Here is a 24,271-nt window from a genome sequence, read left to right on the forward strand (position 1 = left end):
GCAATGAACGTCGCGTCAGACATCACGTGCTGAAAACGAGGTGATCCCGATCCAACAGAACGGTCGGCTGTGGCTCGACTTCGTTCCGATCGAGGTGGGCCGTTCGCGGAGCGATCGGTCGGGCGAACTGGATCGTCGTGTCGGGCAGTGACCGGGAACCCTATTCCGGGTGACCGCGTGTGCACTAGTTATGAGAGAATTCGTCTTCACCCTCGAGTACGAACCGGGAACGAACCCGGTCGCCGACGTGCTCGCCGAGTATCCCGACACGTCGGTCCGATCGCTGTCGTGTCACGTCACGAGCGACAGCCTCTGGCGGGTCGACCACGCGACCGGATCTCCGGAGGCGCTCGAAGCGCTCGAGCGCGCCTACGAGAACGCCGACTACTGCGCGGACTGTCTCGTGAAAGACGACTGCGGCGCGGACTGCGAGACGCAGGTGCTCGATCGATCGAACGGGACGCTGGTCGTCTACACCTACTGGGACCGAACGGAGGTCTGCACCTCGGTTCCCCACGTCGCCCTAGAGCACCTCGGCGAGGGCCTGCTGTTCGAGACCTACCGCGAGGGCCGGCGCTACCGCTGGCGGATCGTCCTCGCGAGCGACGCGCCGGTCCACGACTTCTTCGACGCGCTCGGCGACGAGGTCGGCGAGTGTACGGGCATCGAGGTGCTGCGCCTGACCGAACTCGATCCCGATCGGACGAGCGTCGATCCCGGCGAGGCGCTGCCCGCCGAACAGCGAGCGGCGCTCGAGGCGGCCGTCGAACACGGCTACTACGAGACGCCCCGCCGGATCGAACTCTCGGACCTCGCCGACCGGCTGGACGTGCCTCGATCGACGCTCTCCTACCGGCTTCGGCGCGCCGAAGCCACCCTCGCGACGGCGTTCGTCGACGTGAACGAGCCGATCGAGACGCTGGCCGCGAATCTCTGACCCGGGCGGCGATCGGCCGAAGTTGGCGTGCGCCAAATAACCCGTATATGGATCCGACCGCTAGTCCCAGGTGATGAACGAGTCCACCCCAGAGCCCTCCAGGTCGGCGGACTCGAGTCGGACGCTCGAGTTGCGCGTGCCGGAGATGGACTGTCCGTCCTGTGCGGGCAAGGTGACGAACAGCGTCGAGCGACTCGACGGGATCGAGGCCCTCGAACCGCGCGTGACGAGCGGCCGCCTCGTCGTCGAGTACGACCCCTCACAAGTGAGCGAGCGCGAGGTCCGCGAGCGGGTCCGTGCGGCCGGCTACGAGATCGTCGACGACGCCGGGGAACTGTCGGTATCGGTCCCCGGAATGGACTGTCCGTCCTGTGCGACCAAGGTCGAGAACGCCCTCGACGCGACCGAGGGCGTCGACGAGATCGAGACCAGACCCGCGTCGGGACAGGTCACCGTCTCGGTGACCGGCGGGACGGACGCCGAAACCGTCGTCGACGCGATCGAAGGCGCCGGCTACGAGGCGGAGGCGATCGACGGCGACCGGGACGGGATCGGGAGCGAAGAGTTGATCTGGCGGAGTCGACGGGCCGTCGCGACGGGCGTCGGTGCCGTCGTCCTGAGCGCCGGTCTGGTCCTCGAGTTCCTGGTTCCGGCCGCCGATCCGGCGCTGTTCTCGGTGATCGGCCGGACCTACCACCTCTCCGCGCTGCTGTACATCGCGGCCGCGGCTATCGCCGGCGTGCCGATCCTGCGCAACGGCTACTACTCGGCGCGAAACCGGAGCCTCGATATCGACCTCCTGATGGCGGTCGGCATCCTCGCGTCGGTGGCGGCCCACCACCCCTTCGAGGGGGCCACGCTCGCGGTCCTGTTCAGCATCGCCGAGTTGCTCGAGCGGTTCTCGATGGACCGCGCGCGCGACTCCCTTCGGGAGTTGATGGACCTCTCGCCCGATACCGCGACCGTCAAACGCGATGACGGGACCGAAGAGACCGTCTCCGCCGAGGCGATCGAACCCGGGGACCGCGTCGTAGTCCGGCCGGGCGAGAAGATCCCCGCGGACGGCGTCGTCCGCGAGGGCGAGAGCGCGATCGACGAGTCTCCGATCACGGGCGAGAGCGTCCCGGCCGACAAGGCAGTCGGCGACGAGGTCTACGCCGGGACGATCCCCGAGTCGGGGTATCTCGAGCTCGAGGTGACGAGCGAGGCAGACGACTCGACGCTCGCGCGGATCGTCCGCATGGTCGAGGACGCCGAGCGGGAGAAGACCGAGCGCGAGCAGTTCGTCGATCGGTTCGCGAGCGTCTACACGCCGATCGTCGTCACGCTCGCGGTCGCGGTGGCGTTCGTGCCGCCGCTTTTGGCCGGCTGGTCGTGGAACACGTGGTTCCTCCGGGGGCTCACGTTGCTGGTCATCGCGTGTCCCTGCGCGTTCGTCATCTCGACGCCCGTCAGCGTGGTGTCGGGGATCACGAGCGCCGCCCGCAACGGCGTGCTGATCAAGGGTGGACGGCACCTCGAGGCGGTCGCCGAGAGCGACGTGCTCGCGGTGGACAAGACGGGGACGCTGACCGAGGGTGACCTCTCGGTTACGGACGTCATTCCGCTCGAGGGAGCGGACGAGGCCGAGGTTCTCCGCCGGGCGAGCGCCGTCGAGCGCCGGAGCGAGCACCCGATCGCCCAGTCGATCGTCGGCTACGCCGAGGAACGGGGGATCGCCGTGAGCGACCCCGAGGTCTCGAACTTCGAGGCGCTGACCGGGAAAGGCGTCCGCGCGGACGTCGACGGAACCACCCACTACGTCGGCAAGCCGGACCTGTTCGACGGGCTCGCGGACCTCGAACACGTCCACGCGACTACCGACGGCGGGACGTCGCTCGCCGAGATGGGCTACGAGTCGGCGTCCCAGTGCGAGCGCGACGGCTGTGTCGACGTCCTCGCGGAGGTCGTCCCCGACCTCGAGTCCGACGGCAAGACCATCGTCGTCGTCGGCACCGAGGACGGTCCGATCGGGGTCGTCGGCGTCGCCGATCGCGTCCGTCCCGACGCGAAGTGGGCCGTCTCGCGCCTGCAGGAGCGGGGCGTCCGCGTGGTGATGCTCACCGGCGACAACGAGGGGACCGCCCGCGCGATCGCGAACGAGGTCGGCATCGACGAGTTCCACGCCGAACTGCTCCCCGACGAGAAACTGGCGTGGATCGATCGACTCGAGGACGAGGACGCGAACGCCGACGGCGACCACGGCCGCGTCGCGATGGTCGGCGACGGGATCAACGACGCGCCGGCGCTCGCGACCGCGAGCGTCGGGATCGCGATGGGAGCGGCCGGGACCGACACGGCACTCGAGACGGCCGACGTCGCCCTGATGGCCGACGACCTCTCCCGGCTCCCCTACCTCTACGAACTCTCGGGGGACGCGAACGCGGTCATCCGACAGAACATCTGGACGAGTCTGGCCGTCAAGGCCGTGCTCGCGGCCGGCGTCCCGTTCGGGCTCGTCACGGTGATCCACGCGGTCGTCGTCGGCGACATGGGGATGAGCCTCGGCGTGACGGGCAACGCGATGCGACTCGCGAACGTGGAGCCGGAATCGCCCGACGTAGGCGACGGAACGGACGCCTAACGCGAGGTCTCGTTTTTAGCGGATCGCCGACCGCCGGAAGATCGATCGGCTGCCTCCGCCCGGTAGCACTGATCCGGCGAGCAAAAATCCCGTCTGGAGCAGGTAGAGTTTCTGCAGAGTCCGAATTGCGTCGTTTGGGACCGACCCTATACCCGTCCAGCACCGAGATAACATCGATGACAAGAAAACCGCCCATCGACCAGCGAGCATCGACGAGAGAGTATACCGGCGGTGTCGAGGGGCGACTCGATGCCGCGGACGGGACCGACGATCGCAACCCGGACTACGAGGTCGTCACGGCCCCCGTGCTCGTGATCGGGGCCGGTGCGGCGGGGGCGCGGGTGGCGATCGAACTCGCGGAGTCGGGGATCGACCCGCTCGTGATCGGCAAGCGCGACCACGGCGACGCGCACACGACGTGGGCTGCCGGGGGAATCAACGCCGCGCTCGGGTCGCTCGACCCCAAGGACGACTGGACGATCCACGCGGCGGACACGGTGAACGAAGGTCACCACCTGAACGATCCCGAGGCCGTGGAACTGACCGCGAAGGGGATGCCCGATCGGATCCGCGAACTCGAGGAGTGGGGGATGGCGTTCGATCGCACCGAGGACGGGGCGATCAACCAGCGGTACTTCGGCGCCCAGTCGTACCGCCGGACCTGTTTCGTCGGCGATCGGACCGGCGAAGCCATGCTCGAGACGCTGATCGATCGCGCACGGGAACTCGACGTCCCGTACCGCGAGAACGTGATGGTCACCCGCCTGCTCTCGGACGGCCGCCGGGTCGACGGCGCGATCGGGTTCGACATGGAAACCGGCCGCGGGCTGCTGTTTCGCACGAACCACGTCGTGCTGGCGGCGGGCGGGTTCTCGGCGCTCTATCACCGCCACTCCTCGCGCGACGACGAGAACAACGGCGACGCCCAAGCGCTGGCGCTCGAGGCGGGCGCCCGACTCCTCGACACCGAGTTCGTCCAGTTCCACCCCACCGGAATGGTCGGGGAACGCTACGGCGACGAGTGGGACGGTCGACTCGTGACGGAGGCCGTCCGCGGGGAGGGTGGCCGACTCTACAATTCGGAGGGCGAGCGCTTCATGGAACGCTACTCGCCGGACCAGATGGAACTCGACGCCAGAGACGTGGTCGCACGAGCGATCGCCCAGGAGGTTCGCGAGGGGCGGGGGACCGAACACGGCGGTGTCTATCTCGACATCTCCCATCGCGACCCCGAGTACATCCGCGAGCGACTGCCGACGATGGTCGAGCGATTCGAGGGCCTCGGCGTCGATATCACGGAAGAGCCGATGGAAGTCGGGCCGACAGCCCACTACACGATGGGTGGCGTCGACATCGACTTCCAAACGGGTGAGACCGGCGTCGACGGACTGTACGCCGTCGGCGAGGCCGTCGCGGGCGTTCACGGGGCAAACCGCCTCGGCGGCAACTCGCTGGCCGAAACCGTCGCGATCGGCAAACTCGTCGGCGAGCACGTCAGCGAGCAGGTCGCTGCGGGCGACCACGACCCCTCGATCACCGACGGCCAGCGAGCCCTGGCCGAACGCGAGTTCGGTGCGCTCGCGGAACTGGCCGCCTCGGACGGCGACGTCACGCCCGAGACGCTGCTCGAGGATCTCGGTGAGTTGCTGTGGAATCACGCCGGCATCCTCCGCGACGAGGCGGGCCTGCGCGAGGGACTGGACCGACTCGAGGACCTGCGCGCCCGAACGGCTGACCTCCGGGTCGACGGCGACCGCACCGCCCGGTCGTTCGAGTACGCCGTCGATCTCTCGATGAGCCTCATCGTCGCCGAGGTGTTGCTCCGCACGGCCCTCGAGCGAACCGAGTCCCGGGGCGCACACTACCGGACGGATTACTCGGAGACGAATCCGAACTGGCGACAGAACCTCATCGTCGCCGCCGACGAGGGCGGACTCTCGATCCAACGCCGAGGGGTCGCCGAACCGAGCGAGCCGGTCCGCGACGCCCTCGAGGAAGGGTACGAACTCGACTATCACCACCTCGAGTAACCGACTCGAGACGAGCAGTCCGACGGAGGGCGTTGCCGTCCGGACCGCCGTCAGGCCTCGTATTCGGCCCAGATGTACCGCGTCGCGGTGCTCCGGTAGGGCCGCCACGGTTCGGCGATCTCGCGCATCTCGGCTCGCGTCAGGTCCGCACCGTCGTTGTACAACCTCTCGATCCCTCGTCGAACCGCGAGATCGCCAAGCGGCAACACGTCCGGTCGCTCGAGGACGAACATGAGGTACATGTTGGCGGTCCACTCGCCGATCCCTGTGATCTCGGTGAGTTCGGCGATCACTGCCTCGTTGGAGTACTCGGCCAGGCCAGCACGGGTGAGATCGCGTTCCTGAAACGCGCGAGCGGCGTTTTCGACGTAGTCGACTTTCGTCCGCGAGAGGCCAGCCTCGCGGAGTGCGTCTCGAGACGCGGCGAGCACCGTGTCGGGAGTGACCTCGCCGTCGAGAACCTCGAAGACGCGCTCGCGGACGGCCGCGGCGCTTGCCGTCGAGAGCTGCTGGTTGATGATCGACACGCAAAGGCGCTCGAACTCGTTTGCGACTGGCTCAAGCGGATGTGGCTCGCGGCGCTCGATCACGCCGGCCAGCACGGGGTCCTCTCGAAGGACGGACTCGGGTGCGTCGCGAGCGGTGGAGTCGGGATCGGCCATCGTCATCGATGGAGAGGGTCGAGCGATCAAAAGCGCGTTGTTCGGACGGATCGAGTCGTGACATCATTCCGACATGTATTGGCTGGACCGAGCGGTGTAATACGCTCTTATTCGTCGGAAAAAGTATGCAGGACTGTCGGATCGACCGGCTAAGACGTAATTACACACCCGACTATGCAGGCCACGAGAGGGGTCTCGAGAAACGAGACAGTACACCGACGGGACGGCCCTGTTGACTGAAGTACAGATCGGTTCTAGCGCTTAGGGAGATGGTAGACGATACATCTTCGACCGAGACAGGCACAGCCGAACAACGACGAATGACAACCGATCCCGAGCGGATCAGGGAGTGGGCCGAGGCCCATGACGCCGTTCCCGTCAGAGTTCGGGACAGCGACGACCACGGCCACTCGTTCGCCCGCCGGGACGAGATCGGCGAAACACACGAGGAGTACACCTGGGACGAGTTCAACGACCGGTTCGAGGACGAGGACCTCGTGTTCGTCTATCACGAGGAAGAACCGACCGGCGAGGAGCTGGGCTTTTTCGAGATCGTCGAGCGCGAGCAGGCGTTCGACCGAGCCGATCTGGGTCGCGACGAACTCGAGGACTCGCTCCGACGCGGCGAGACGGTGACGACCGAAATCGTCGAGACACAGGTGATCGAACAGGAGATCGTTGAACGGGACACGATCGAGAGCGAAGTGGTCGACACGGATATGGTCGAGCGAGAGGTCGTCGACTCCGAACTCCTGAGCCGCGAGATCGTCGACACCGAGTTCGTGAGCGACGACGTCATCGAGCTGATCGTCGACGAGGCCTACCTCGAAACCATCGAGGAGATCGAACGCTACACCGTCGAGAGCCGCGTCGTCGACGTCGACATCGAGCAGGACGAGGAACTCGAGCGCGACGAGATCGAGGCGGTCGAGACGGACATCGAACTCGATAGCGTCCAGCGATCGATCCTCGAAAGCGACGTCGTCCGCTCGGACGTGATGGCCGACGAAGTGATCGAACGGGAAGTGATCCAGAGCCAGCGGACCGAGGGCGATACCGTCCGGAGCGAACTCATCGAGCGCCGAACGGTCGAGGAGGAAGTGAGCGAGCAAGTGGAGATGCGATACATCCTCGAGGAGACCGAACTGCTCGAGTCCGAGGTGATCGCCAGCGACGTAATCGAGGGCGAGATCATCGACGTCGAGGAATACGGTGCGATGGAAGCCGGCGGGATGGACGCCGAATCCACCGAGACCACGGCCGGCGAACCGATGACAAGCGCTGAGACCGAGACCGGAACCGGCACGGGAACGCCAGACGAGGCAACCGAGCCGGCGGCGATCGAACTCACCCACGACGAGCAGGGCAAGGACGTGATCGACGATTCGGGCCAACAGATCGGCATGGTCGCCGAGGTCGAAGGGCAGACGGCGTACATCGATCCGGAACCGGGCCTCACGGATCGACTCAAAGCACGCCTCGACTGGGGCGGTCACGGTGACGAGGACTATCCGGTCGACGCGTCACAAATAAAAGAGATAACGGACGACGAAGTCGTCATCTACAGCGAGTGATCGGCACACGCGTCCGATAACGGACCTGCCGTGGAACGGCCGCAGTGACGGCGGCCGTCCGCCGAACGGTCGCCGCGGCTCGGTTACTCGAGGTCGAAGCGATCGAGCTTCATGACCTTGCTCCACGTGTCCACGAAGTCCTGCACGAATTTCTCCTCGCCGTCTTCGGACCCATAGACTTCCGCGATGGCGCGGAGTCGGGAGTGCGATCCGAAGATGAGGTCGATGCGGCTGCCCTTCCACTCGACCTCGCCGGTCTCGCGGTCGCGCAGCTCGTAGACCTCCCTGTCCTCGGAAACCTGGTCCCACTCGTAGCCCATGTCGAGCACGTTCACGAAGAAGTCGTTGTTCAGCGTCTCCGGCTCGTCGGTGAAGACGCCGAGCTCCGTGTCCTGGTAGGTCGCACCGAGCGCGCGCAGGCCGCCGACCAGGACCGTCATCTCGTCGGCCGTCAGGTCGAGCAGGTCGGCCTTGTTCACCAGCGACTCCTCGGCCGGACGATCGTGATCGCCCGGGAGGTAGTTACGGAACCCGTCCGCGTCGGGTTTGAGCGCCTCGAAGGACTCGACGTCGGTCTGTTCCTGCGTGGCGTCGGTCCGGCCCGGTTCGAACGGCACCGCGACGTCGTATCCGGCGTCCGCTGCGGCCTGCTCGACGGCGGCGTTGCCGCCCAGCACGATCAGGTCGGCGAGCGAGACCCGCACGTCATCCGATCGCGAGCCGTTGAACTCCTCCTGAATCGCTTCGTAGGTCGAGAGCACCGTCTCGAGCTGATCCGGCTCGTTGACCTCCCAGCTCCGCTGGGGTTCGAGGCGGATGCGGGCACCGTTCGCGCCGCCGCGCTTGTCGCTGTCGCGGTACGTCGACGCCGCCGCCCAGGCGGTCTTGACCAGCTGAGAGACCGAGAGCTCCGACGCGAGGATCTCCTCTTTGAGTTCGGCGACCTCCTCGTCGCCGATCAGGTCGTAGTCGGCGTCGGGGAGCGGGTCCTGCCAGATCATCTCCTCGTCGGGCACCTCCGGGCCGAGGAGCCGTTCCGGCGGGCCCATGTCGCGGTGGACCAGCTTGTACCACGCCTTCGCGAAGGCGTCCTGGAACTCGTCGGGGTTCTCCTGGAAGCGCTCCAGGATCTCCCGGTAGTCCGGATCCCGCTTCAGGGCGACGTCCGTCGTCAGCATCATCACGTCTTCGTTCTCTGCGGGATCCGCGACGCCCGGCGCGGCCTCGTCGAGTTCGCCGTCCTGCGTGGTCCACTGCCACGCGCCGCCGGGCCCCTTCTCGGGCCACCACTTGTAGTTCAGCAGGTTGTCGATGAAGCCGGTGTCCCAGCGGGTCGGTGCGGACGTCCACGGCCCTTCGATTCCGCTGGTGATCGTGTCGGGACCCGTGCCGTCGCCGTACTCGTTCTCCCAGCCGAGGCCCTGCTGCTCGATGGGGGCCGCTTCGGGCTCGGCGCCGACGTGCTCGTCGGGGTCGTCGGCGCCGTGGACTTTCCCGAACGTGTGTCCGCCGGCGATGAGCGCGGCCGTCTCCTCGTCGTTCATCGCCATCCGGCCGAACGACTCTCGAATTCGTTCCGCCGCCGCCTCAGGATCCGGTTCGCCGTCCGGCCCTTCCGGATTCACGTAGATGAGCCCCATCACGGTGGCGCCCAGGGGTTCCTCGAGTTCCCCGGCGTCGCTGAACCGATCGGATTCCTCCATCTTGTTCTCGGGCCCCCAGTAAACCGACTTGTCGGGCTTGAAGTCGTCCTCGCGTCCGCCGCCGAAGCCGAACGTCTCGAATCCCATCGACTCCAGCGCGACGTTCCCGGCCAGGATCATCAGGTCGGCCCACGAGAGTTGCTGGCCGTACTTCCGCTTGACCGGCCAGAGCAGACGACGCGCCTTGTCGAGGTTCGCGTTGTCGGGCCAGCTGTTGAGCGGCGGGAGGCGCTGTCGACCCCCGTCGGCGCCCCCGCGGCCGTCGCTGGTTCGGTACGTGCCGGCGCTGTGCCAGGCCATCCGAATCATCAACGGCCCGTAGTGGCCGTAGTCCGCCGGCCACCACTCCTGGGACGTCGTCAACACGTCTTCGATGTCCGCCTTCACTTCGTCGAGGTCGAGTTGCTCGAACTCCTCGGCGTAGTCGAACTCCTCGCCTCTCGGATCGACCTGCTCGCCGTTCTGATCGAGAATCTCCAGATCCAGCTGATTCGGCCACCAGTCTTGGTCAGAACCTATCATCATCAGGCAGTTGTTACCTTCGCCTATTAAGATTGTCTAACTCGGAAAGGAAGTCTTCTTTATGACCAAACGAATCTTATACATCTATAAATTTTTGTTAGTGTGGTTCGCGCCGTGCCCGCAGCACAACCGCCGGAAGACGTCACCGATTGCGGGTTGCAACGAGGCCAGCGATTCGGCCGCCCCGAGCGTCAGTACTCGTCCGGTGACGGCGCGGCGGCGGGACCCGCTATTCCTCCTCTTCGGGCGTGTCCGGGGCATCCGCGTCGATCCGCCGACTGACGTCGACCTGGTAGTTCTCCAGTATGTCTCGGCCGAGCAGGACGGGGTAGTCCATGTGGCTGCGGTCCTCGACGCTCGCCGTGACCGTGTGCTGGTTCCCGCCGACGCCGACGACGACGTCGACGACCGGCCTGCTCTTTGCCGTCTTGCTGCTTCCGGACCTGATCCGGGTGATCGACTTGATCGGTCCGGCACCGATGTCGGCCGCGAGGCTGGTGTCGATACTCGTCCGCGTCGCGCCGGTGTCCGACTTCGCGAGGACGGACTTCGAACCGCTGGTCCCCGCGAGAACGACCTCCTCCGTGTACCCGATCACCGACGGTTCCGCTTCCGATATCGACGACTCCGGCGGTCGCGCCGACGGCTGGGAATCGTCGAGGACGGTCGACAACTCCGCTACGCGGTCCGGATCGACCTCGCCGCCGGCGCGCTCGATCGCGAGTCTGGCGATAGTGGGTGCGGGACTGATCCCGGTTGCCTGGTAGAGGCCCTTGAATCCCGCTGTGGGGTTCACCTCGAGGACGAACCAGCCGTTGTCGCTCTCGACGAGATCGACGCCCGCGTAGTCGAGCCCGACGGCATCGGCGGCGCGACGCGCCATCTCGCGGGCTTCCTCCGGAAGCTCGTCCGTCGCGTTTTCGACGGATCCGCCCAGGGCGACGTTCGTCCGCCAGTCGTTGTCCGGTGCGTACCGGTACATCGCGCCGACGATATCGCCGTCGACCACGTAGACCCGGATGTCGCGGTGGCGCTCGTCTTCGCGATCGATGAGTTCCTGCAGGAACGCGTACCTGTTCCCGACTTTCGCGTTGACCGGGTCGTCCGGGCCGATCTTCCAGGTTCCGCCGCCGTGCGTCCCGATCGCGGTCTTGTAGACGGCCTCTTCGCCGTAGTTCTTCCGGGCCCTGTTGAGCCCCTCGTTGCTGAGCGAGAGGGTGACGTTCGGCGTCTGGACGTCGTTCGCCGCGAGGGCCGTCGCCGTCGAGAGCTTGTGGACTGCCGTCAGCACTGCCGCGGGCTCGTTGAGCATGGGGACCAGCCCGGAGAACGTGTTCGCGAGGCCGAGTTCCTCGCAGGGTTGTTCGGTGTTCGACAGCAGCATCCGGTTCGCGATCACGTCGACGTTCGGTTCGAGCACGACGCTGCCGTCGGTGACGCTGATCGTCGTGTTCTCGGCCCGGAGCCACTCGGTGTCGTGGCCGAGGGCCTCGACTGCGTTGAGTATCGCTTTCGTTTCCTTGCTGGTGTGCAGACTCAATACCCCGACAGTAACGGGATCGGCGGCCATACTATTTCGACGACGACTGTGCGGATAAGTATTAACACTTACCCGTAGGCCTGCCCCGTATTTGTCGGATATCTATCAGTTCTCCATCAGGTAACGACCGATCGGACCTGCTGGGGATCGACCAGACCGCTCACGACGGCGAGGACCGCCCACGTGAGGGTCCCGACCCCGATCGCGGCGACGAGCATGGCCAGATTCGAGATCAGCGGGGTCACGAGCAGGACGGCGACGGCCATCACGCCGGTGATGGCACAGATCAGGCCGATCCGTCGCGCGAGGCGTGAGACGCGAAGCGAGAGTTCGCTGTGGACGATGTAGAGGTTCACCGCCACGTAGAACGAGTGCGTCGCGACCGTCGCGGCCGCGGCTCCGACCACGCCGATCGTCGGGATGAGCACGAGGTTCAGCCCGAAGTTCGCGGTCGATGCCGCACCCTTCGCGATCGCCCGCGAGCGAGCGCGGCCGAGGTAGTCCAGTCCGTCGCTCGTCAGGTTGGTGATCGCCATGAGGACGACGAAGCCACAGAGGATCTGCAGGACCGGCACGGCGCCGCTGTAGTCCGGGCCGAACACCATCGTGACGAAGGGATCGGCGACGATCGCGAGCCCCACTGCCGCGGGAATGTAGAACAGCATCGTCTGCTCGAGCGAGGTCTCGTAGATCTCCCGGGCCTCGTCGAGTTGGCCCGCCGCTTTCTGCTCGGCGAAGTTCGGCGAGATCGTAAAGCCGAGCGACTCCGCGGGGGCGAGCACGAAGTCGGTGATCTGTTTCCCGAGGGTGTAGAACGCGACCGCGACGGGCGAGAGGAAAAAGCCGACGAGGACGACGTCGATCCGCTTGTCGATGACGTTGGCGCTCCGCGTCGCCGTCAGCGGAACGCTGTACTCGAGCAGCCGCCGCGAGAGCCCTTCCTCGTACTCGATCGCGGGCTCGTAGTCTCGATAGAACTCGAGATAGATGATGGTCATGCCGACGGCGGCCGCGACCGTGTACCCCACGATGTAGCCGAGGAATGCGCCGAGCGCGCCCAGTCCGAGCAGGGCGAAGGCGACCGCGAAGAGCAGCCGTCCGGCCCCGCTGATCGCCTTGACGGTCGCGCTGTAGCCGAGGTGGTTGAACCCCTGGAGCGCGATCTGCGTGAAGGTGCTAAACGAGAAGACCACGACGTAGAGCACGCCGGCCGCGAGAAACGGCGCGACGTCCGGATCGCGCAACAGGATCGCGATCCGTTCGTGGAACACGAACAGCGAGCCCGCCACGACTGAGAGCAAGACGAGTTTGAACGCGATCGTCGTGCGCAACAGGTGCGGTATCTGTCCCGGGTCCGCCTCGCGATACTCCGAGATGTACCGCGCGGCGGACTTGCCCAGCCCGAGATCCGCGAACAACTGGACGATCGCGAGGATGCCGATCGCCCAGTAGAGCGCGCCGTAGCCGTCCGGTTCGAGTAGGTACCGCGCGAGGAGAAACATCAGGAGCGCGCTCGAAAGCATGTAGACGGCTCGAGCGACGAGCGTTGCCTTGAATCCGTGAACGATGTGGTCCTGTCTACTCATTCGAATGCACTGTGACGACTGCGGGACTCGCGAGCGGCCGACTGGGAGTCGATAGTACCCGTCGATCCGATGGATCGAGCGAGTGTGCAATTGTAATGCAGCCCGAACGCGCGTAATGCAGTCACAACAGCCGCGATCCCGGCGAGATCGCCGTCTCAGGGGTGCCGTAACGTCCACCTACACTGGACGAATCCGGAGCGAAAGACCGGACGTAGAACGCGGATCGGACGGGTCGCTGGCGGCGTCGCTGTGTCGATCGCGATCGGATAGATCGGAGAACGGAACGCACCGGGGCCGGTCAGAGGTACGACGAGTCCCACCGGGTCGCCTTCCGGCGGTTGCCACAGACGTTACACTGGATGCGACCCATGGTGTCCATCGCGTTGTCGAGGGAGTCGCAGTTCCCGCAGAACCAGCCGTAGAGGTCCTCCTGGTCCGGCGTCTCGTAGGCGACGTAGAACGGCGACTTGGAGCCGCGGGCGGCTTCGCCGTAACTGACGTAGATCGTCTCGTCGTCGACCGCGAGTTCGTCGATCGCGCTCCACTCCTCGCCGCTCTCGATGTCGCCTTCGACGTAGACGTTCTCGGTGAACGTCTCGTCGCCGATCCCGACCTCGCGCTGGTCGGCCTGCTGAAAGCCGTGATCCGCGTAGAACTCGTTGCCGCCCTCGTTGTCCGCGAGGACGAACCCCTGAATCTGGTCGGCGCCCTTCTCCAGCAGTTTCTCGCGCGTCCGAACCAGGAGGCGCACGCCCGTGCCTCCCCCGCGGTGGTCGGGATCGATGTGCAGCCAGAGGATCTGGCCCGTGCCGTATCGCTGCCCGACCAGTTCGCTCTGGGAGAACCCGACGATCTCGCCATCGCGCTCGACGACGAGGAAGAGCGCGTGTTCGTCCGCGAGCGCGTCGGTCAGGGCGTCCTCGTCGTACCACTGGTCGACGGCGTCCGCGATCGTCTCCTCGTCGAGAAAGTCCGTGTACGTGGAGTTGAGAGAGTCGGACGCGATCGACCGGATCTCGTCGACGTCGGCCTCGGTTGCCTCGCGTATCTCCATGCGCGGCTATAGCACGCCATCGTACTAAACGTATGCCCAGCGGGTTACATTCGCCCCGATTTCCGATCGGCTCTCGTCGATCCGATTCGGTGGAGCGATTCGTCCACCGACCGGAAACGTTCTCAGTGCTGCCGCCCGACCACCGTGTATGAGCGACGCGGACGATCCGCCGATCGGCGGGAGCGACTCCGATCCCATGAACGACGCGTTCACGTACAACGGGGGCCGGGTCGATCCCGGCGAATCGGCCAACATCCGCTACGGCATCAGCGAGACCTACCTCGGTGACCCCGTCAGGATTCCGGTGACGGTGATCAACGGCGAACACCCCGGTCCGACGATGTTTCTCTCGGCGGCCGCCCACGGCGACGAACTCAACGGCATCGAGGTCGTGCGCGAGGTCGCCCACGACTGGGACCACTCGGACCTGCACGGAACCCTCGTCTGTATGCCGGTGATGAACGTTCCCGGCTTTCTCGCCCAGGAGCGGTACCTGCCGATCTACGATCGGGACCTCAACCGATCGTTTCCCGGCCGCGAGGGATCGACGAGCGCCAGACGGATGGCCCACCGTATCTTCACGAACTTCATCGAACCCTGTGATCTCGGTCTGGACTTTCACACGTCCACGCGCGGCCGGACCAACATGCTCCACGTCCGGGCGAACATGGACGATCCGCTGGTCGAACGCCTCGCCTACGCGTTCAGTTCCAACGTCGTCATCGCGGGCGAGGGACCCTCCGGGACGCTCCGCCGCGAGGCGACGGTATCCGGCGTACCGACGATCACGATCGAGATGGGCGAAGCCCACCGCTTCCAGCGTGCCCTGATCGATCGGGCGCTGACGGGAGTCGCGAGCGTTCTCGCCGAGTTCGGCCTCCACCCCGACTCCTCGGTCCACTGGCCCGGGTGGCGAACCGTCATCAACGACGACGACGAGAAGACGTGGCTGCGGGCGGACGCGGGCGGTATCGTCGACATGAAGCGCGGTCGCGGCGCGCTCGTCGAGGAAGGGGAGGTGATCTGTACGATCACGAACCCGTTCAAGGAGGAAGACGACATCGTCACGGTCGAGGCACCCTTTACCGGGCTGATCGTCGGCGTGCTCGAGAATCCGGTGGTGTACCCCGGGAACCCGCTCTGTCACCTCGTGGGCCTCTCGCCGGACACGCACACCGCGCTCGAACGCGAGCGGACGGTCGAGCAGTCCCGCGAGCAGTTGCGGGGGTGAGAGTCAGCAGGGGCAGAGTCGTTGGGTGGGAGTCAGCAGTTGCGGGGGCAGAGTCGTAGTCGTCATCGTTTCGCGCGGGTGCGCGCGGTGACGCCGTTTCGATGCCACGACCGGCGCACGGGACGGTCTACTACACCATCTGACAGGTTGACGTTCAGTTCCCGAACCGATTCGGTTTGGGAGCCAGGAATTACTGACTTTCGAGTACCAACTGTCGTCGGAAACGGGGAAATCGGCGCGCCAAAAGTAACTTCTATACCTCCACGCTCAAACCCTCCACATGAGCGCATGAGTCAGTCTTACAATCGCGGTCTCATCGAGGACTTCGGTCGCTGGAAGGAGTTCTCGGCCGGCATGTGGGCGTGGATCTTCCACAAGTTCACCGGGTGGATCCTGATCGGTTACCTGTTTACCCACATCGCCGTGTTGAGTACCGCCATCGGCGCAGCGGGAGATGCATCGGCGATCCAGGCGGAGACCGACGTCTACACGACGACGATCCAGGGGCTCGAGGAACTGTTCATCGTTCGGATCATGGAGGTCGGCCTGCTCGCGGTGGCCGTCTTCCACATCCTGAACGGGCTTCGCCTGCTGATGGTCGACCTCGGCGTTGGCCTCGAGGCACAGGACAAGAGTTTCTACGCGTCGCTGGTGCTGACGGGCGCGATCACCGTCGCCAGCGTTCCGACCTTCATGGTGGGGGTGTAACGATGGCGGAACGATACTCTTCCTTTACCCCTGGCGGGACGGGATGGCTCCTCCAGCGGATCACGGCGGCGTTTCTGGTGGTCGCTCTCGCGTTCCACTTCTTCCAACTACACTTCGTCAACCACGCGGCGGACGTAACCTTTGCATTGACGCAGGGCCGAATGGAGAACGTCGGATACTTCCTGACGATGGTGCTGTTCCTGATCGCCGGGGCCTTCCACGGCCTCAACGGCGTCTACAACGCCCTCGTCAACCAGGGGCTGGAAGGCACCCAGAAGAAGGTGGTGCTGGCCGTGCTGGTCGTCGCAGGCGTCGCACTCGTCGTGCAGGGACTCTACGTCGCGATCGCTATGGCGGGATGGTAACATGAGCACGCAACAACCCGAACCCGAGACGCAGGAAGCACCGGAAGACCCGGAGATGAAAGGCGCGGAGTCGCCGGTCGACGAACGAGAGAAAGAGGGCGGCATGGTCGACCAGACGTCGGTCGACGACGCCGACCTCGAGGGAGAGACGGTACACATCAAGGTGTTCCGGTACGACCCCGAAGTCGAGGCGAAGCAGGAACCGCGCTTCGACGACTTCCACGTCCCCTTCGAGAAGGGGATGACCGTCCTCGACGCGGTCATCTACGCCCGCGACGAGTACGACTCGTCGCTGACCTTCCGACACTCCTGTCGGCAGGCCGTCTGTGGCTCCGACGCCTTCTTCGTCAACGGCAAGCAGCGGCTGGGCTGTAAGACCCAGATCGCGGACCTCCAGCAACCGGTCCGCATCGAACCGCTCCCACACCAGGAGGTCGTCAAGGACCTGGTCGTCGACATGGACCACTTCTACGACCAGATGCACGCCGTCGAGCCGTACTTCCAGGACGAGGACACGCCCGACGCGAGCGACCTCGAAGAACAGCGCCAGTCCCGCGAGAACCGCGAGAAGGTCAAGATGTCCACGCGCTGTATCTGGTGTGGCGCGTGCATGTCCTCGTGTAACATCGCGGCCGGCGACAACCAGTACCTCGGACCGGCGGCGATCAACAAGGCCTACCGGTTCACGATGGACGAGCGCGAGAGCGAGGAGATCAAAGAGCACCGACTCCGCATTCTCGAGCAGGAACACGGCGTCTGGCGGTGCCAGACCCAGTTCTCCTGTACCGAGGTGTGTCCGAAAGACATCCCGCTCACCGAGCACATTCAGGAGCTCAAGCGGGAAGCCGTCAAGAAGAACCTGAAATTCTGGTAATCTATGTACGAACACGACGTTATCGTGGTCGGCGCCGGCGGCGCCGGCCTCCGGGCTGCGATCGCAGCGCACGAAGCGGGCGCCGACGTGGCGATCGTCACGAAACTGCACCCCGTCCGCAGCCACACCGGCGCAGCGGAGGGCGGAATCAACGCGGCGCTCCAGGAGGGCGACGACTGGGAACTGCACGCCTACGACACGATGAAGGGGTCGGACTACCTGGGCGACGCCCCGGCGGTCGAGACCCTCGCGCAGGACGCCCCCGAGGAGACGATCACCCTCGAACACTGGGGGATGCCGTTCTCCCGGGAGGACGACGGACGGGTCTCCCAGCGACCGTTCGGCGGCCTCTCGTACCCGCGGACCACCTACGCCGGCGCGGAGACCGGCCACCACCTGCTCCACGTGATGTACGAGCAGGTCGTCAAGCGCGGCATCCAGGTCTACGACGAGTGGTACGTGATGAACCTCGCGACGAGCGACGAACCGGACCCGAACGATCGGGAGTGTCACGGCGTCGTCGCCTACGACGTCCAGTCCGGGAAGGTCGAGGGGTTCAAGGCGAACCAGGGGGTCGTCCTCGCGTCCGGCGGACCCGGTCAGGCCTTCGATCACACCACCAACGCGGTCTCCTGTACCGGCGACGGACACGCGATGGCCTACCGTGCGGGCGTCCCCCTCGAGGACATGGAGTTCATCCAGTTCCACCCCACGTCGCTCCCCTCCACGGGAGTCCTCATCTCCGAGGGCGTCCGCGGTGAGGGCGGCATCCTCTACAACAGCGAGGGCGAACGCTTCATGTTCGAGCACGGCTACGCGAACAACTCCGGCGAACTCGCCAGCCGCGACGTCGTCGCCCGCGCCGAACTCACCGAGGTCGCCGAGGGTCGGGGCGTCGACGACGAGTACGTCCACCTCGACATGCGCCACCTCGGGGAAGAGCGCATCATGGACCGCCTCGAGAACATCCTGCACCTGGCGGAGGACTTCGAGGGCGTCGACGGCCTCGTCGAACCGATGCCGGTCAAGCCAGGCCAGCACTACGCGATGGGCGGGATCGAGGTCGACGAGAACGGGCAGAGCTGCATCGACGGCCTCTACGCGGCCGGCGAGTGCGCCTGCGTCTCCGTCCACGGGGGGAACCGCCTCGGCGGGAACGCCTTGCCGGAACTGATCGTCTTCGGCAAGCGGGCCGGCCGCCACGCCGCCGGCGAGGACCTCGGCAAGGCCCAGATCAGGACGGGCTACGGCGACGACGTCGAGGACGAGACCGAGACCGAGTTCCCGGTGACGCCCGGCAACGCCGGTATCGACACGAGCGACGGCGTCGCCGCCGACGGGGGCGTCACTGCGGACGCCGAAGGCCTGCTCGAGCGCGCCGTCGAACGGGAGCGCGCTCGCGTCGATCGGCTCATGGACAAGGACACGGGGGTCCAGCACGCGGAGATCCGCCAGAAACTCCAGAACGCGATGACCGACTACGTCAACGTGTTCCGCACCGAAGACGGCATCCGGAAGGCGCTGAAGATCATCCGCGAGTGCCGCGAGGAGTACCAGGACGTCTACGTCGACGACCCCTCGCGGACGTTCAACACGGACCTGCAGATGACCTACGAGACGCGGAACCTGATCGACGTCGCCGAGACGATCGCGATCGGCGCGCTCGTGCGCAACGAGTTCCGCGGCGCCCACTGGCGCCAGGAGTACCAGGAACGCCGCGACGACGAGTGGCTCAAGCACACGCTCGTCTCGTGGAACGACGGCGAGCCGTCGGTCTTCTACCGCCCCGTCATCCTCGAGGGCCAGGAGAAGACCTACGAGCCGAAAGAGCGCAGTTACTGACGCATTTCGGCCACCGTTTCGATCGTCGTTTGGCTTCGCTTGCGATCGACGTCGGCAGAATTATACTTCGGTGCAGGCCATCTCTGGTCGATGAGCGACGACAGAATCGTTCGCCGACTGAACGTCGTTATCGGACTCCTCCTCGTCATCATCGTCCTGCAGATCCGGGCGTTCGTACCACCAGTCGTGTTTCCCGTCGGCGTCGCGATTCTCGTTCCTGCGGCGATCCTGCTGGTTATTTGGGTCCTGGCGAAGGGGTCGCTCGCGATCGAGTCGTCCTGACCGGGGCCTCCGCTGTCGTTACGCGCCGAGTACGTCGAGTAAATCGATCCCGACGTCCAAGTGGTCGATCAGCTTGTACCCGACGTAGATCCCGATAATTCCCACGATACCGGGGAGTTCCGGCGGCGCCGGAATCGGGACGTTGAGAAAGCGAAACAGGACCCCCGTGGCCAATCCGGTCAGGAGCGCGAGGAGAGTAACGTGCGTCGACATCGTTCTCGTGCTCACTCGCAGCGTCGGGTACAAAAGCGCCTCGCCTGCCGGGTAGGGGCGCGTTAGCACCCATCGCGCACTATCGTATCACCGGTCGAAACGATCGGTGAAGGCAGAAGGTATACCTGTCAGCGACGGAATCTCTCGGTATGGGTTCGTCACCATCACCGGGGACAGACGTCTCGGTTCCCGCGGAACTCGATTCCGCGCGCGGCAAACTGGTCTATCTCTACGTGGCGCTCAACGACGGCGCGACGGCCGAAGAGCTCCGGGAACACCTCGATCTCAGTCGCGGTGTCGTCCTCTCGATTACCGGGACCCTCCGCGACGAGGGCCACCTCGAACGAACCGACGACGGGTTCGAGATCGCCTGAGCTGTCGTGTCGATCGACTGACGCGCGACCCCCAACCTGTTGGCCGGGAGCGAGATGCACCGCAGCGAGTGGTGCGTCCCGCGACCCGACGGAAGAGCGAGCCCTTCCGAGCATCGCGGACCCTTTGGGTCCCCTCAACGGGGGAGGGCAGGGTAGTTCACAGCTCGATCCGTTCGACGAGTTGCTCGCGGTTCTCGTTCGTGTTGACCGCGACGATCCGGATCTCGTCCTCGAGGCCGGAGCCCCGGAGTTTGGCCTTGAGCAGGTTGTCGACCTGGTAGACGCCCGCGGCGTTGGTCATGGCGATCTCGACCATCACGGGGCGGGTGTCGCCCTCCTGGAGCGAGACGCGGCTGATCGCCTGGCTCGAGAGGGTGTTGATGCCGCGCCCGCCGTGTTCGTATGGGATCCGCGATCGGCCGCTCTCCATGTCGAGCGCGTCGGCGACCCGGATGACTCCGGCCTCGGTCGTCAGGGGGTTCTCGGCGGTGTGGTGACAGAGGATGGCGTGGAGGACTTCGCCCTTGACGCGGACCTGCTCGGCGACGTCGTAGAACTCGGGCAGGACGCGATCGAGGATGTCGGCCGCGAGCGGAATCGAGTAGTAGACGTGCTCGTCGCGGTGGACGACGTGGCCGACGTCGTGGAGGGTGGCCGCCAGCGCGATGATGACCGACTCGTCTTCCTCCGCGAGTCCCTGCTGGCGCGCGCCGTTGAAGTCGACGTCACCGGCTTTCAGCAGGTCGTACAGGCAGAGCGCGCGGTTGCGGACGATCTCGATGTGCTTTTTGCCGTGATCGTTGTATCGCATCCGATCGACGGCGTTGACGTTCTGGGCCTCGAGATAGGTCTGGATCTCCTCGTCCTCGTCGATGAACGCGAGGACGCGATTGAGTTTCTCGTCGGGGAAGGGGTGGTCGTCGTCAGGGTCGTAGATGCGGCCGGAGGACTCAGTGTCGGCAGAATCGCTCATGAACACACCTCGGCTGCCGGCTAAAAAAGCCCTGCGACGCCGGCGATCAGGCTGCGTCCGCGACCGCCTGTTCGACCTCGTCGTACTCGGGTTCGACGCCGGGGTCGTCGCTGACCCACGCGTAGGAAATCTCGCCGCCGCCGTCGACGACGAACACCGATCGTTTGGCGACGCCGTAGACGCCGAGGTCGGCGAAGTCCATCTCGACGTCGTAGTCGTCGACGATCTCCTTGTTGTAGTCGCTGATGAGGCCGAACTCGAGGTCGTTCTGCGCGCGGAACTCGTTCAGGGTGAACGGGGAGTCGCGACTGACCCCGTAGACGGTCGCGTCGAGGTCGTCGAACGCCGCGAGGCGGTCCTGGAACTCGCACATCTCGGTGGTACAGACGCTGGTGAACGCGCCCGGGAAGAACGCCAGGACGAGCGGGGCCTCGTCGAGGCGGTCCGAGAGGGTGAACGACTCGATGTCGCCGGTTGCAAGCGGTGCGGTGAAGTCCGGAGCGTCGTCGCCAGTGGTTACCATCGTCGGATCATTACGGGTAACTCGGAAAGACAGTTTCGTTCGCGGAACAACGCGCCCGGCGGGCCGCCGATCGATTCACCATCCGGGCCGGACGTATCGGGACCGGTGAGTCAGAGGAGGGGCCTGGCAACCCGGAGGAAGGTATCACGCCGACGATTTCAGGGACGAGACTGAAGGCCGTCTGTTGGGTCATATCCACCAGGGTATGGTAACCAATGGACGTCACCGGCGACCGGTCGAACCCGACGACCGAGAGGGCACACACTGTGGCCACAAGAAGCGATCGGCCACGGATCAACGACTGGGATTGTGTTACGCCTGTCGCGAGACGAGGCGCACGAGCGACGAGAACTGGGTCTGACCGACCGCTGTGGCGATCGGATCGCCCGACGGCAGACCGTTCAGGCCGCTTCCGGGCCCGGGATCGCACCTGAAAGGGAGTCGATAGGACGGCGATAATCGGGGTGGTGCGTCGACCCGAAAGTCGTCGAGAGACCTTGTTCTCAGGGCGGAAGGTGTTTGATTCGGGTAGTGTCAGGCTGCTCGCTCCAAAAAGGTTATAATTGCCAGTCGGTAAGCCACGCATAGAGATGGTAGCCGAAATTGCACCGCTGTTCATCCCCGGCGCACCCGGGGGTCCGGAACTGCTGATCATCCTTTTCATCGCCATCTTGCTGTTCGGGGCCAACAAAATCCCGAAACTGGCGCGCTCGACCGGCGAGGCGATGGGTGAATTCCAGAAGGGGCGTGAAAAGGTCGAAACGGAACTCGAAGAGATGCGTGAATCCGGATTCGAAGAGGACGAGGAAGAAGACGACTTCGTCGACACCGAACCGGTCACCAGCGAGGAAGAGACCGAAACCGAGACCGAAACGGAAACCAACTGAGTTTTTCCGGGGCGTGTGGCCTAGCGGAGAGGGCAGGAGGTTCCTAACCTTCTGATCGCGGGTTCGAATCCCGTCACGCCCGTTATCGGGTGAGCGATAGCGAAGCCGATAACTGATCGTGCGGGAGTCGAATCAGGGAGTGAAGCGAACGCGGAACGACCGCGGTTCGAATCCCGTCACGCCCGTTCTGCGAGGAGCGGACGCGACGAGCGAACGGGCCCGGAGATTCGAACGAGAGAAGACGCGCGCAACGAAGTGAGCACGTCTTCGCGTAGTTCGAATCCCGTCCACGCACAGTCACCGATCGCCGCGAGCATCGAATCGATCGGACGGGTTATGGAGCACCGGAGCCGATCGATCTCCGGGAGAGTCACGAACGTCCGGAGCGATCGCCGACCGATTCGGTGCCGGAGGAGCTGATCGCTGTAGCAGACGCATTACTAACCCATCTCTCGGTGGGTGATTCCCTAACCGAATGAAACGGCGCAGATACGTTGCCGTGGCGGCAACGCTCTCGATCGGTGGCTGTCTGGGGACGGGTGGCGATGCGGGAGGGAACGAGACCACCGACGGGACGAGTGATTTCGACGCCGACGCGGATCCCGTGGCCGTCGAGGCAGGTACCTACGACGACTTCGAGACGCTCGAGGAGTGGCTCGTCGCGGGTGGATCGCTCGAGGCGGACGGGGAGCGGGCCGTCTCGGGATCGCAGTCGGGTCGGGTCACGACGAGCGAGACCGCCGATCGAGTCAGCGTCGTCTACGCTCCGGGCCAGCCGCTCGACGTGACGGGATACGCGCCCGGACTGGCGGTCGCGGCCGAACGGGACCTCGTCCTGCGTCTGCGGCTGCACGACGCGGCGGGTGACTTCGTCGAGTACCGAACGCGCGTCGTGGGCGGGCTGCCGTTCGATCGCCGGCAGTTCGGGATCGATCGCGTCGTCGGTGAGCCGTCCATAGACGAGGTGAGACGAATCGAGATACTGCGACACACCGGTGACGGGCCGTCCGACCTGTGGATCGACGACCTCCACTTCGTTCCCCGGCCCGATCCGGGGGCGGTGATGGTCCACTTCGACGGGGGGTACGAAACGGACTCCACGCGGGCCCTCCCGATTCTCGCGGAGCACGACGTCCCCGCAACGACGTTCGTCACGCCCGATCGGCTCCGCACGAACCCGCGTCACGAGGGTGACCGGTTGACGATATCACAGGTCGAGACGCTCGCGAACGCCGGCTGGACGATCGGGAGTCACGCGGCCCGCGGACTCGCGCTCACCGACGTGGCCGACGCGCGGGCCGACGTCGACGGCGCAGTGCGGTGGCTCGCGGCGAACGGCTACGACGAGGGTGCGCGATACTTCTCGTATCCGGCGGGCCAGTACGACGCGGCGAGCTACGGCCTCGCCGCCGAATATCACGATCTCGCGTTTGCGGGCGGCGGTGTCGCCCACGGTCACGTCACCGATCCACACCGGATCCCGCGTGTCGTCCATCCCGACGCCGAGACGGCCCGCGACGCGATCGACCTGACGGTAGCCCGTGGCGGAATCACCTCGTTCGTCTTTCACGAACTCGACGCCGACTCGGAAGCCGTGCTCGTGGACCTCGTCGATCGAATCGTCGAGCACGAATCGGCCGGCGACCTCTCGATCGTCACGCCCGAGGACCTGTCGGCGGAGTACCGCTATCGGCCGAATCAGTGACCGGCGACCGATCTGTCGTCGGAAACGGTATCGCGCCGCCCGTACCGGGACGTCAGTGACCGG

At 65.5% G+C, this 24,271-nt stretch carries 21 protein-coding genes and 1 tRNA gene; 14 read left to right on the forward strand and 8 right to left on the reverse strand.

What is annotated here, in order from left to right; genetic code table 11:
* The first annotated feature begins 190 nt into the window (after positions 1-190).
* From AC6I6X_RS15130 to AC6I6X_RS15140, 3 genes are all read left to right on the forward strand, one after another.
* Positions 191-937: a helix-turn-helix domain-containing protein gene (locus tag AC6I6X_RS15130; RefSeq protein ID WP_497931379.1), complete on the forward strand. Its 747-nt coding sequence runs from the start codon at positions 191-193 to the stop codon at positions 935-937.
* A 73-nt stretch (positions 938-1,010) separates the two neighbouring features.
* On the forward strand, positions 1,011-3,560 hold the full coding sequence (locus tag AC6I6X_RS15135) for a heavy metal translocating P-type ATPase (RefSeq protein ID WP_497931380.1): 2,550 nt from the start codon (positions 1,011-1,013) through the stop codon (positions 3,558-3,560).
* Positions 3,561-3,736: 176 nt separating this feature from the next.
* Positions 3,737-5,590, forward strand: a complete 1,854-nt coding sequence (locus AC6I6X_RS15140) for an L-aspartate oxidase (protein WP_497931381.1) — start codon at positions 3,737-3,739, stop codon at positions 5,588-5,590.
* A 50-nt stretch (positions 5,591-5,640) separates the two neighbouring features.
* On the opposite strand, the gene AC6I6X_RS15145 is transcribed toward AC6I6X_RS15140, so the two are convergent.
* Complete coding sequence (locus AC6I6X_RS15145; RefSeq protein WP_497931382.1) at positions 5,641-6,258, reverse strand: DNA-3-methyladenine glycosylase family protein; 618 nt, start codon at positions 6,256-6,258, stop codon at positions 5,641-5,643.
* Between the two features lie 263 nt (positions 6,259-6,521).
* On the opposite strand from AC6I6X_RS15145, the gene AC6I6X_RS15150 reads away from it, so the two are divergent.
* Complete coding sequence (locus AC6I6X_RS15150) at positions 6,522-7,826, forward strand: DUF8593 domain-containing protein (protein WP_497931383.1); 1,305 nt, start codon at positions 6,522-6,524, stop codon at positions 7,824-7,826.
* 83 nt (positions 7,827-7,909) lie between these two features.
* On the opposite strand, the gene katG is transcribed toward AC6I6X_RS15150, so the two are convergent.
* The 4 genes from katG to AC6I6X_RS15170 form a co-directional block, all read right to left on the reverse strand.
* On the reverse strand, positions 7,910-10,051 hold the full coding sequence (katG, locus tag AC6I6X_RS15155) for a catalase/peroxidase HPI (protein WP_497931385.1): 2,142 nt from the start codon (positions 10,049-10,051) through the stop codon (positions 7,910-7,912).
* 229 nt (positions 10,052-10,280) lie between these two features.
* Complete coding sequence (locus tag AC6I6X_RS15160) at positions 10,281-11,621, reverse strand: RimK family alpha-L-glutamate ligase (RefSeq protein WP_497931386.1); 1,341 nt, start codon at positions 11,619-11,621, stop codon at positions 10,281-10,283.
* Between the two features lie 86 nt (positions 11,622-11,707).
* Positions 11,708-13,177 carry an oligosaccharide flippase family protein gene (locus tag AC6I6X_RS15165; protein ID WP_497931387.1) on the reverse strand — a complete coding sequence of 490 codons (1,470 nt, stop codon included), beginning with the start codon at positions 13,175-13,177 and terminating at the stop codon, positions 11,708-11,710.
* Positions 13,178-13,475: 298 nt separating this feature from the next.
* Positions 13,476-14,231 carry a GNAT family N-acetyltransferase gene (locus AC6I6X_RS15170; protein ID WP_497931388.1) on the reverse strand — a complete coding sequence of 252 codons (756 nt, stop codon included), beginning with the start codon at positions 14,229-14,231 and terminating at the stop codon, positions 13,476-13,478.
* 148 nt (positions 14,232-14,379) lie between these two features.
* On the opposite strand from AC6I6X_RS15170, the gene AC6I6X_RS15175 reads away from it, so the two are divergent.
* From AC6I6X_RS15175 to AC6I6X_RS15200, 6 genes are all read left to right on the forward strand, one after another.
* Complete coding sequence (locus tag AC6I6X_RS15175; protein WP_497931389.1) at positions 14,380-15,462, forward strand: succinylglutamate desuccinylase/aspartoacylase family protein; 1,083 nt, start codon at positions 14,380-14,382, stop codon at positions 15,460-15,462.
* A 288-nt stretch (positions 15,463-15,750) separates the two neighbouring features.
* A complete protein-coding gene (gene sdhC, locus AC6I6X_RS15180) occupies positions 15,751-16,170 on the forward strand; it encodes a succinate dehydrogenase, cytochrome b556 subunit (protein WP_497931390.1) in 420 nt (139 codons plus the stop codon).
* 2 nt (positions 16,171-16,172) lie between these two features.
* Positions 16,173-16,535, forward strand: coding sequence for a succinate dehydrogenase/fumarate reductase transmembrane subunit (locus AC6I6X_RS15185; protein WP_497931391.1), 363 nt, complete (start codon positions 16,173-16,175; stop codon positions 16,533-16,535).
* A 1-nt stretch (position 16,536) separates the two neighbouring features.
* Complete coding sequence (locus tag AC6I6X_RS15190) at positions 16,537-17,409, forward strand: succinate dehydrogenase/fumarate reductase iron-sulfur subunit (RefSeq protein ID WP_497931392.1); 873 nt, start codon at positions 16,537-16,539, stop codon at positions 17,407-17,409.
* Between the two features lie 3 nt (positions 17,410-17,412).
* Positions 17,413-19,251 (forward strand): FAD-binding protein, encoded by a 1,839-nt coding sequence (locus AC6I6X_RS15195; protein WP_497931393.1) that lies wholly within the window; start codon positions 17,413-17,415, stop codon positions 19,249-19,251.
* A 90-nt stretch (positions 19,252-19,341) separates the two neighbouring features.
* Positions 19,342-19,533 (forward strand): hypothetical protein, encoded by a 192-nt coding sequence (locus AC6I6X_RS15200; RefSeq protein WP_497931394.1) that lies wholly within the window; start codon positions 19,342-19,344, stop codon positions 19,531-19,533.
* Positions 19,534-19,551: 18 nt separating this feature from the next.
* Here AC6I6X_RS15200 and AC6I6X_RS15205 read toward each other — a convergent pair whose 3' ends face one another.
* Complete coding sequence (locus AC6I6X_RS15205) at positions 19,552-19,746, reverse strand: XapX domain-containing protein (protein ID WP_497931395.1); 195 nt, start codon at positions 19,744-19,746, stop codon at positions 19,552-19,554.
* 149 nt (positions 19,747-19,895) lie between these two features.
* On the opposite strand from AC6I6X_RS15205, the gene AC6I6X_RS15210 reads away from it, so the two are divergent.
* Positions 19,896-20,120 (forward strand): MarR family transcriptional regulator, encoded by a 225-nt coding sequence (locus tag AC6I6X_RS15210; RefSeq protein ID WP_497931396.1) that lies wholly within the window; start codon positions 19,896-19,898, stop codon positions 20,118-20,120.
* A 157-nt stretch (positions 20,121-20,277) separates the two neighbouring features.
* On the opposite strand, the gene AC6I6X_RS15215 is transcribed toward AC6I6X_RS15210, so the two are convergent.
* Positions 20,278-21,093: an HD domain-containing protein gene (locus AC6I6X_RS15215; protein ID WP_497931397.1), complete on the reverse strand. Its 816-nt coding sequence runs from the start codon at positions 21,091-21,093 to the stop codon at positions 20,278-20,280.
* Between the two features lie 46 nt (positions 21,094-21,139).
* Positions 21,140-21,616 (reverse strand): redoxin domain-containing protein, encoded by a 477-nt coding sequence (locus AC6I6X_RS15220; protein WP_497931398.1) that lies wholly within the window; start codon positions 21,614-21,616, stop codon positions 21,140-21,142.
* A 590-nt stretch (positions 21,617-22,206) separates the two neighbouring features.
* On the opposite strand from AC6I6X_RS15220, the gene tatA reads away from it, so the two are divergent.
* The 3 genes from tatA to AC6I6X_RS15235 all read left to right on the forward strand — a co-directional run bounded on the left by tatA (position 22,207) and on the right by AC6I6X_RS15235 (position 24,208).
* On the forward strand, positions 22,207-22,503 hold the full coding sequence (gene tatA / locus AC6I6X_RS15225; protein WP_497931399.1) for a twin-arginine translocase TatA/TatE family subunit: 297 nt from the start codon (positions 22,207-22,209) through the stop codon (positions 22,501-22,503).
* 9 nt (positions 22,504-22,512) lie between these two features.
* Positions 22,513-22,585: transfer RNA gene (locus AC6I6X_RS15230), tRNA-Arg, on the forward strand.
* Between the two features lie 393 nt (positions 22,586-22,978).
* Positions 22,979-24,208 (forward strand): polysaccharide deacetylase family protein, encoded by a 1,230-nt coding sequence (locus AC6I6X_RS15235; RefSeq protein WP_497931400.1) that lies wholly within the window; start codon positions 22,979-22,981, stop codon positions 24,206-24,208.
* The last annotated feature ends 63 nt before the right edge of the window (positions 24,209-24,271 follow it).

This window comes from Halosolutus sp. YCN4, assembly GCF_059736495.1.

Bases quoted from the DNA above. Each gene is read 5' to 3' on its own strand.
- AC6I6X_RS15130 (WP_497931379.1), top strand. From the start codon at position 191: ATGAGAGAATTCGTCTTCACCCTCGAGTACGAACCGGGAACGAACCCG.
- AC6I6X_RS15135 (WP_497931380.1), top strand. From the start codon at position 1,011: ATGAACGAGTCCACCCCAGAGCCCTCCAGGTCGGCGGACTCGAGTCGG.
- AC6I6X_RS15140 (WP_497931381.1), top strand. From the start codon at position 3,737: ATGACAAGAAAACCGCCCATCGACCAGCGAGCATCGACGAGAGAGTAT.
- AC6I6X_RS15145 (WP_497931382.1), bottom strand. From the start codon at position 6,258: ATGACGATGGCCGATCCCGACTCCACCGCTCGCGACGCACCCGAGTCC.
- AC6I6X_RS15150 (WP_497931383.1), top strand. From the start codon at position 6,522: ATGGTAGACGATACATCTTCGACCGAGACAGGCACAGCCGAACAACGA.
- katG (WP_497931385.1), bottom strand. From the start codon at position 10,051: ATGATAGGTTCTGACCAAGACTGGTGGCCGAATCAGCTGGATCTGGAG.
- AC6I6X_RS15160 (WP_497931386.1), bottom strand. From the start codon at position 11,621: ATGGCCGCCGATCCCGTTACTGTCGGGGTATTGAGTCTGCACACCAGC.
- AC6I6X_RS15165 (WP_497931387.1), bottom strand. From the start codon at position 13,177: ATGAGTAGACAGGACCACATCGTTCACGGATTCAAGGCAACGCTCGTC.
- AC6I6X_RS15170 (WP_497931388.1), bottom strand. From the start codon at position 14,231: ATGGAGATACGCGAGGCAACCGAGGCCGACGTCGACGAGATCCGGTCG.
- AC6I6X_RS15175 (WP_497931389.1), top strand. From the start codon at position 14,380: ATGAGCGACGCGGACGATCCGCCGATCGGCGGGAGCGACTCCGATCCC.
- sdhC (WP_497931390.1), top strand. From the start codon at position 15,751: ATGAGTCAGTCTTACAATCGCGGTCTCATCGAGGACTTCGGTCGCTGG.
- AC6I6X_RS15185 (WP_497931391.1), top strand. From the start codon at position 16,173: ATGGCGGAACGATACTCTTCCTTTACCCCTGGCGGGACGGGATGGCTC.
- AC6I6X_RS15190 (WP_497931392.1), top strand. From the start codon at position 16,537: ATGAGCACGCAACAACCCGAACCCGAGACGCAGGAAGCACCGGAAGAC.
- AC6I6X_RS15195 (WP_497931393.1), top strand. From the start codon at position 17,413: ATGTACGAACACGACGTTATCGTGGTCGGCGCCGGCGGCGCCGGCCTC.
- AC6I6X_RS15200 (WP_497931394.1), top strand. From the start codon at position 19,342: ATGAGCGACGACAGAATCGTTCGCCGACTGAACGTCGTTATCGGACTC.
- AC6I6X_RS15205 (WP_497931395.1), bottom strand. From the start codon at position 19,746: ATGTCGACGCACGTTACTCTCCTCGCGCTCCTGACCGGATTGGCCACG.
- AC6I6X_RS15210 (WP_497931396.1), top strand. From the start codon at position 19,896: ATGGGTTCGTCACCATCACCGGGGACAGACGTCTCGGTTCCCGCGGAA.
- AC6I6X_RS15215 (WP_497931397.1), bottom strand. From the start codon at position 21,093: ATGAGCGATTCTGCCGACACTGAGTCCTCCGGCCGCATCTACGACCCT.
- AC6I6X_RS15220 (WP_497931398.1), bottom strand. From the start codon at position 21,616: ATGGTAACCACTGGCGACGACGCTCCGGACTTCACCGCACCGCTTGCA.
- tatA (WP_497931399.1), top strand. From the start codon at position 22,207: ATGGTAGCCGAAATTGCACCGCTGTTCATCCCCGGCGCACCCGGGGGT.
- AC6I6X_RS15235 (WP_497931400.1), top strand. From the start codon at position 22,979: ATGAAACGGCGCAGATACGTTGCCGTGGCGGCAACGCTCTCGATCGGT.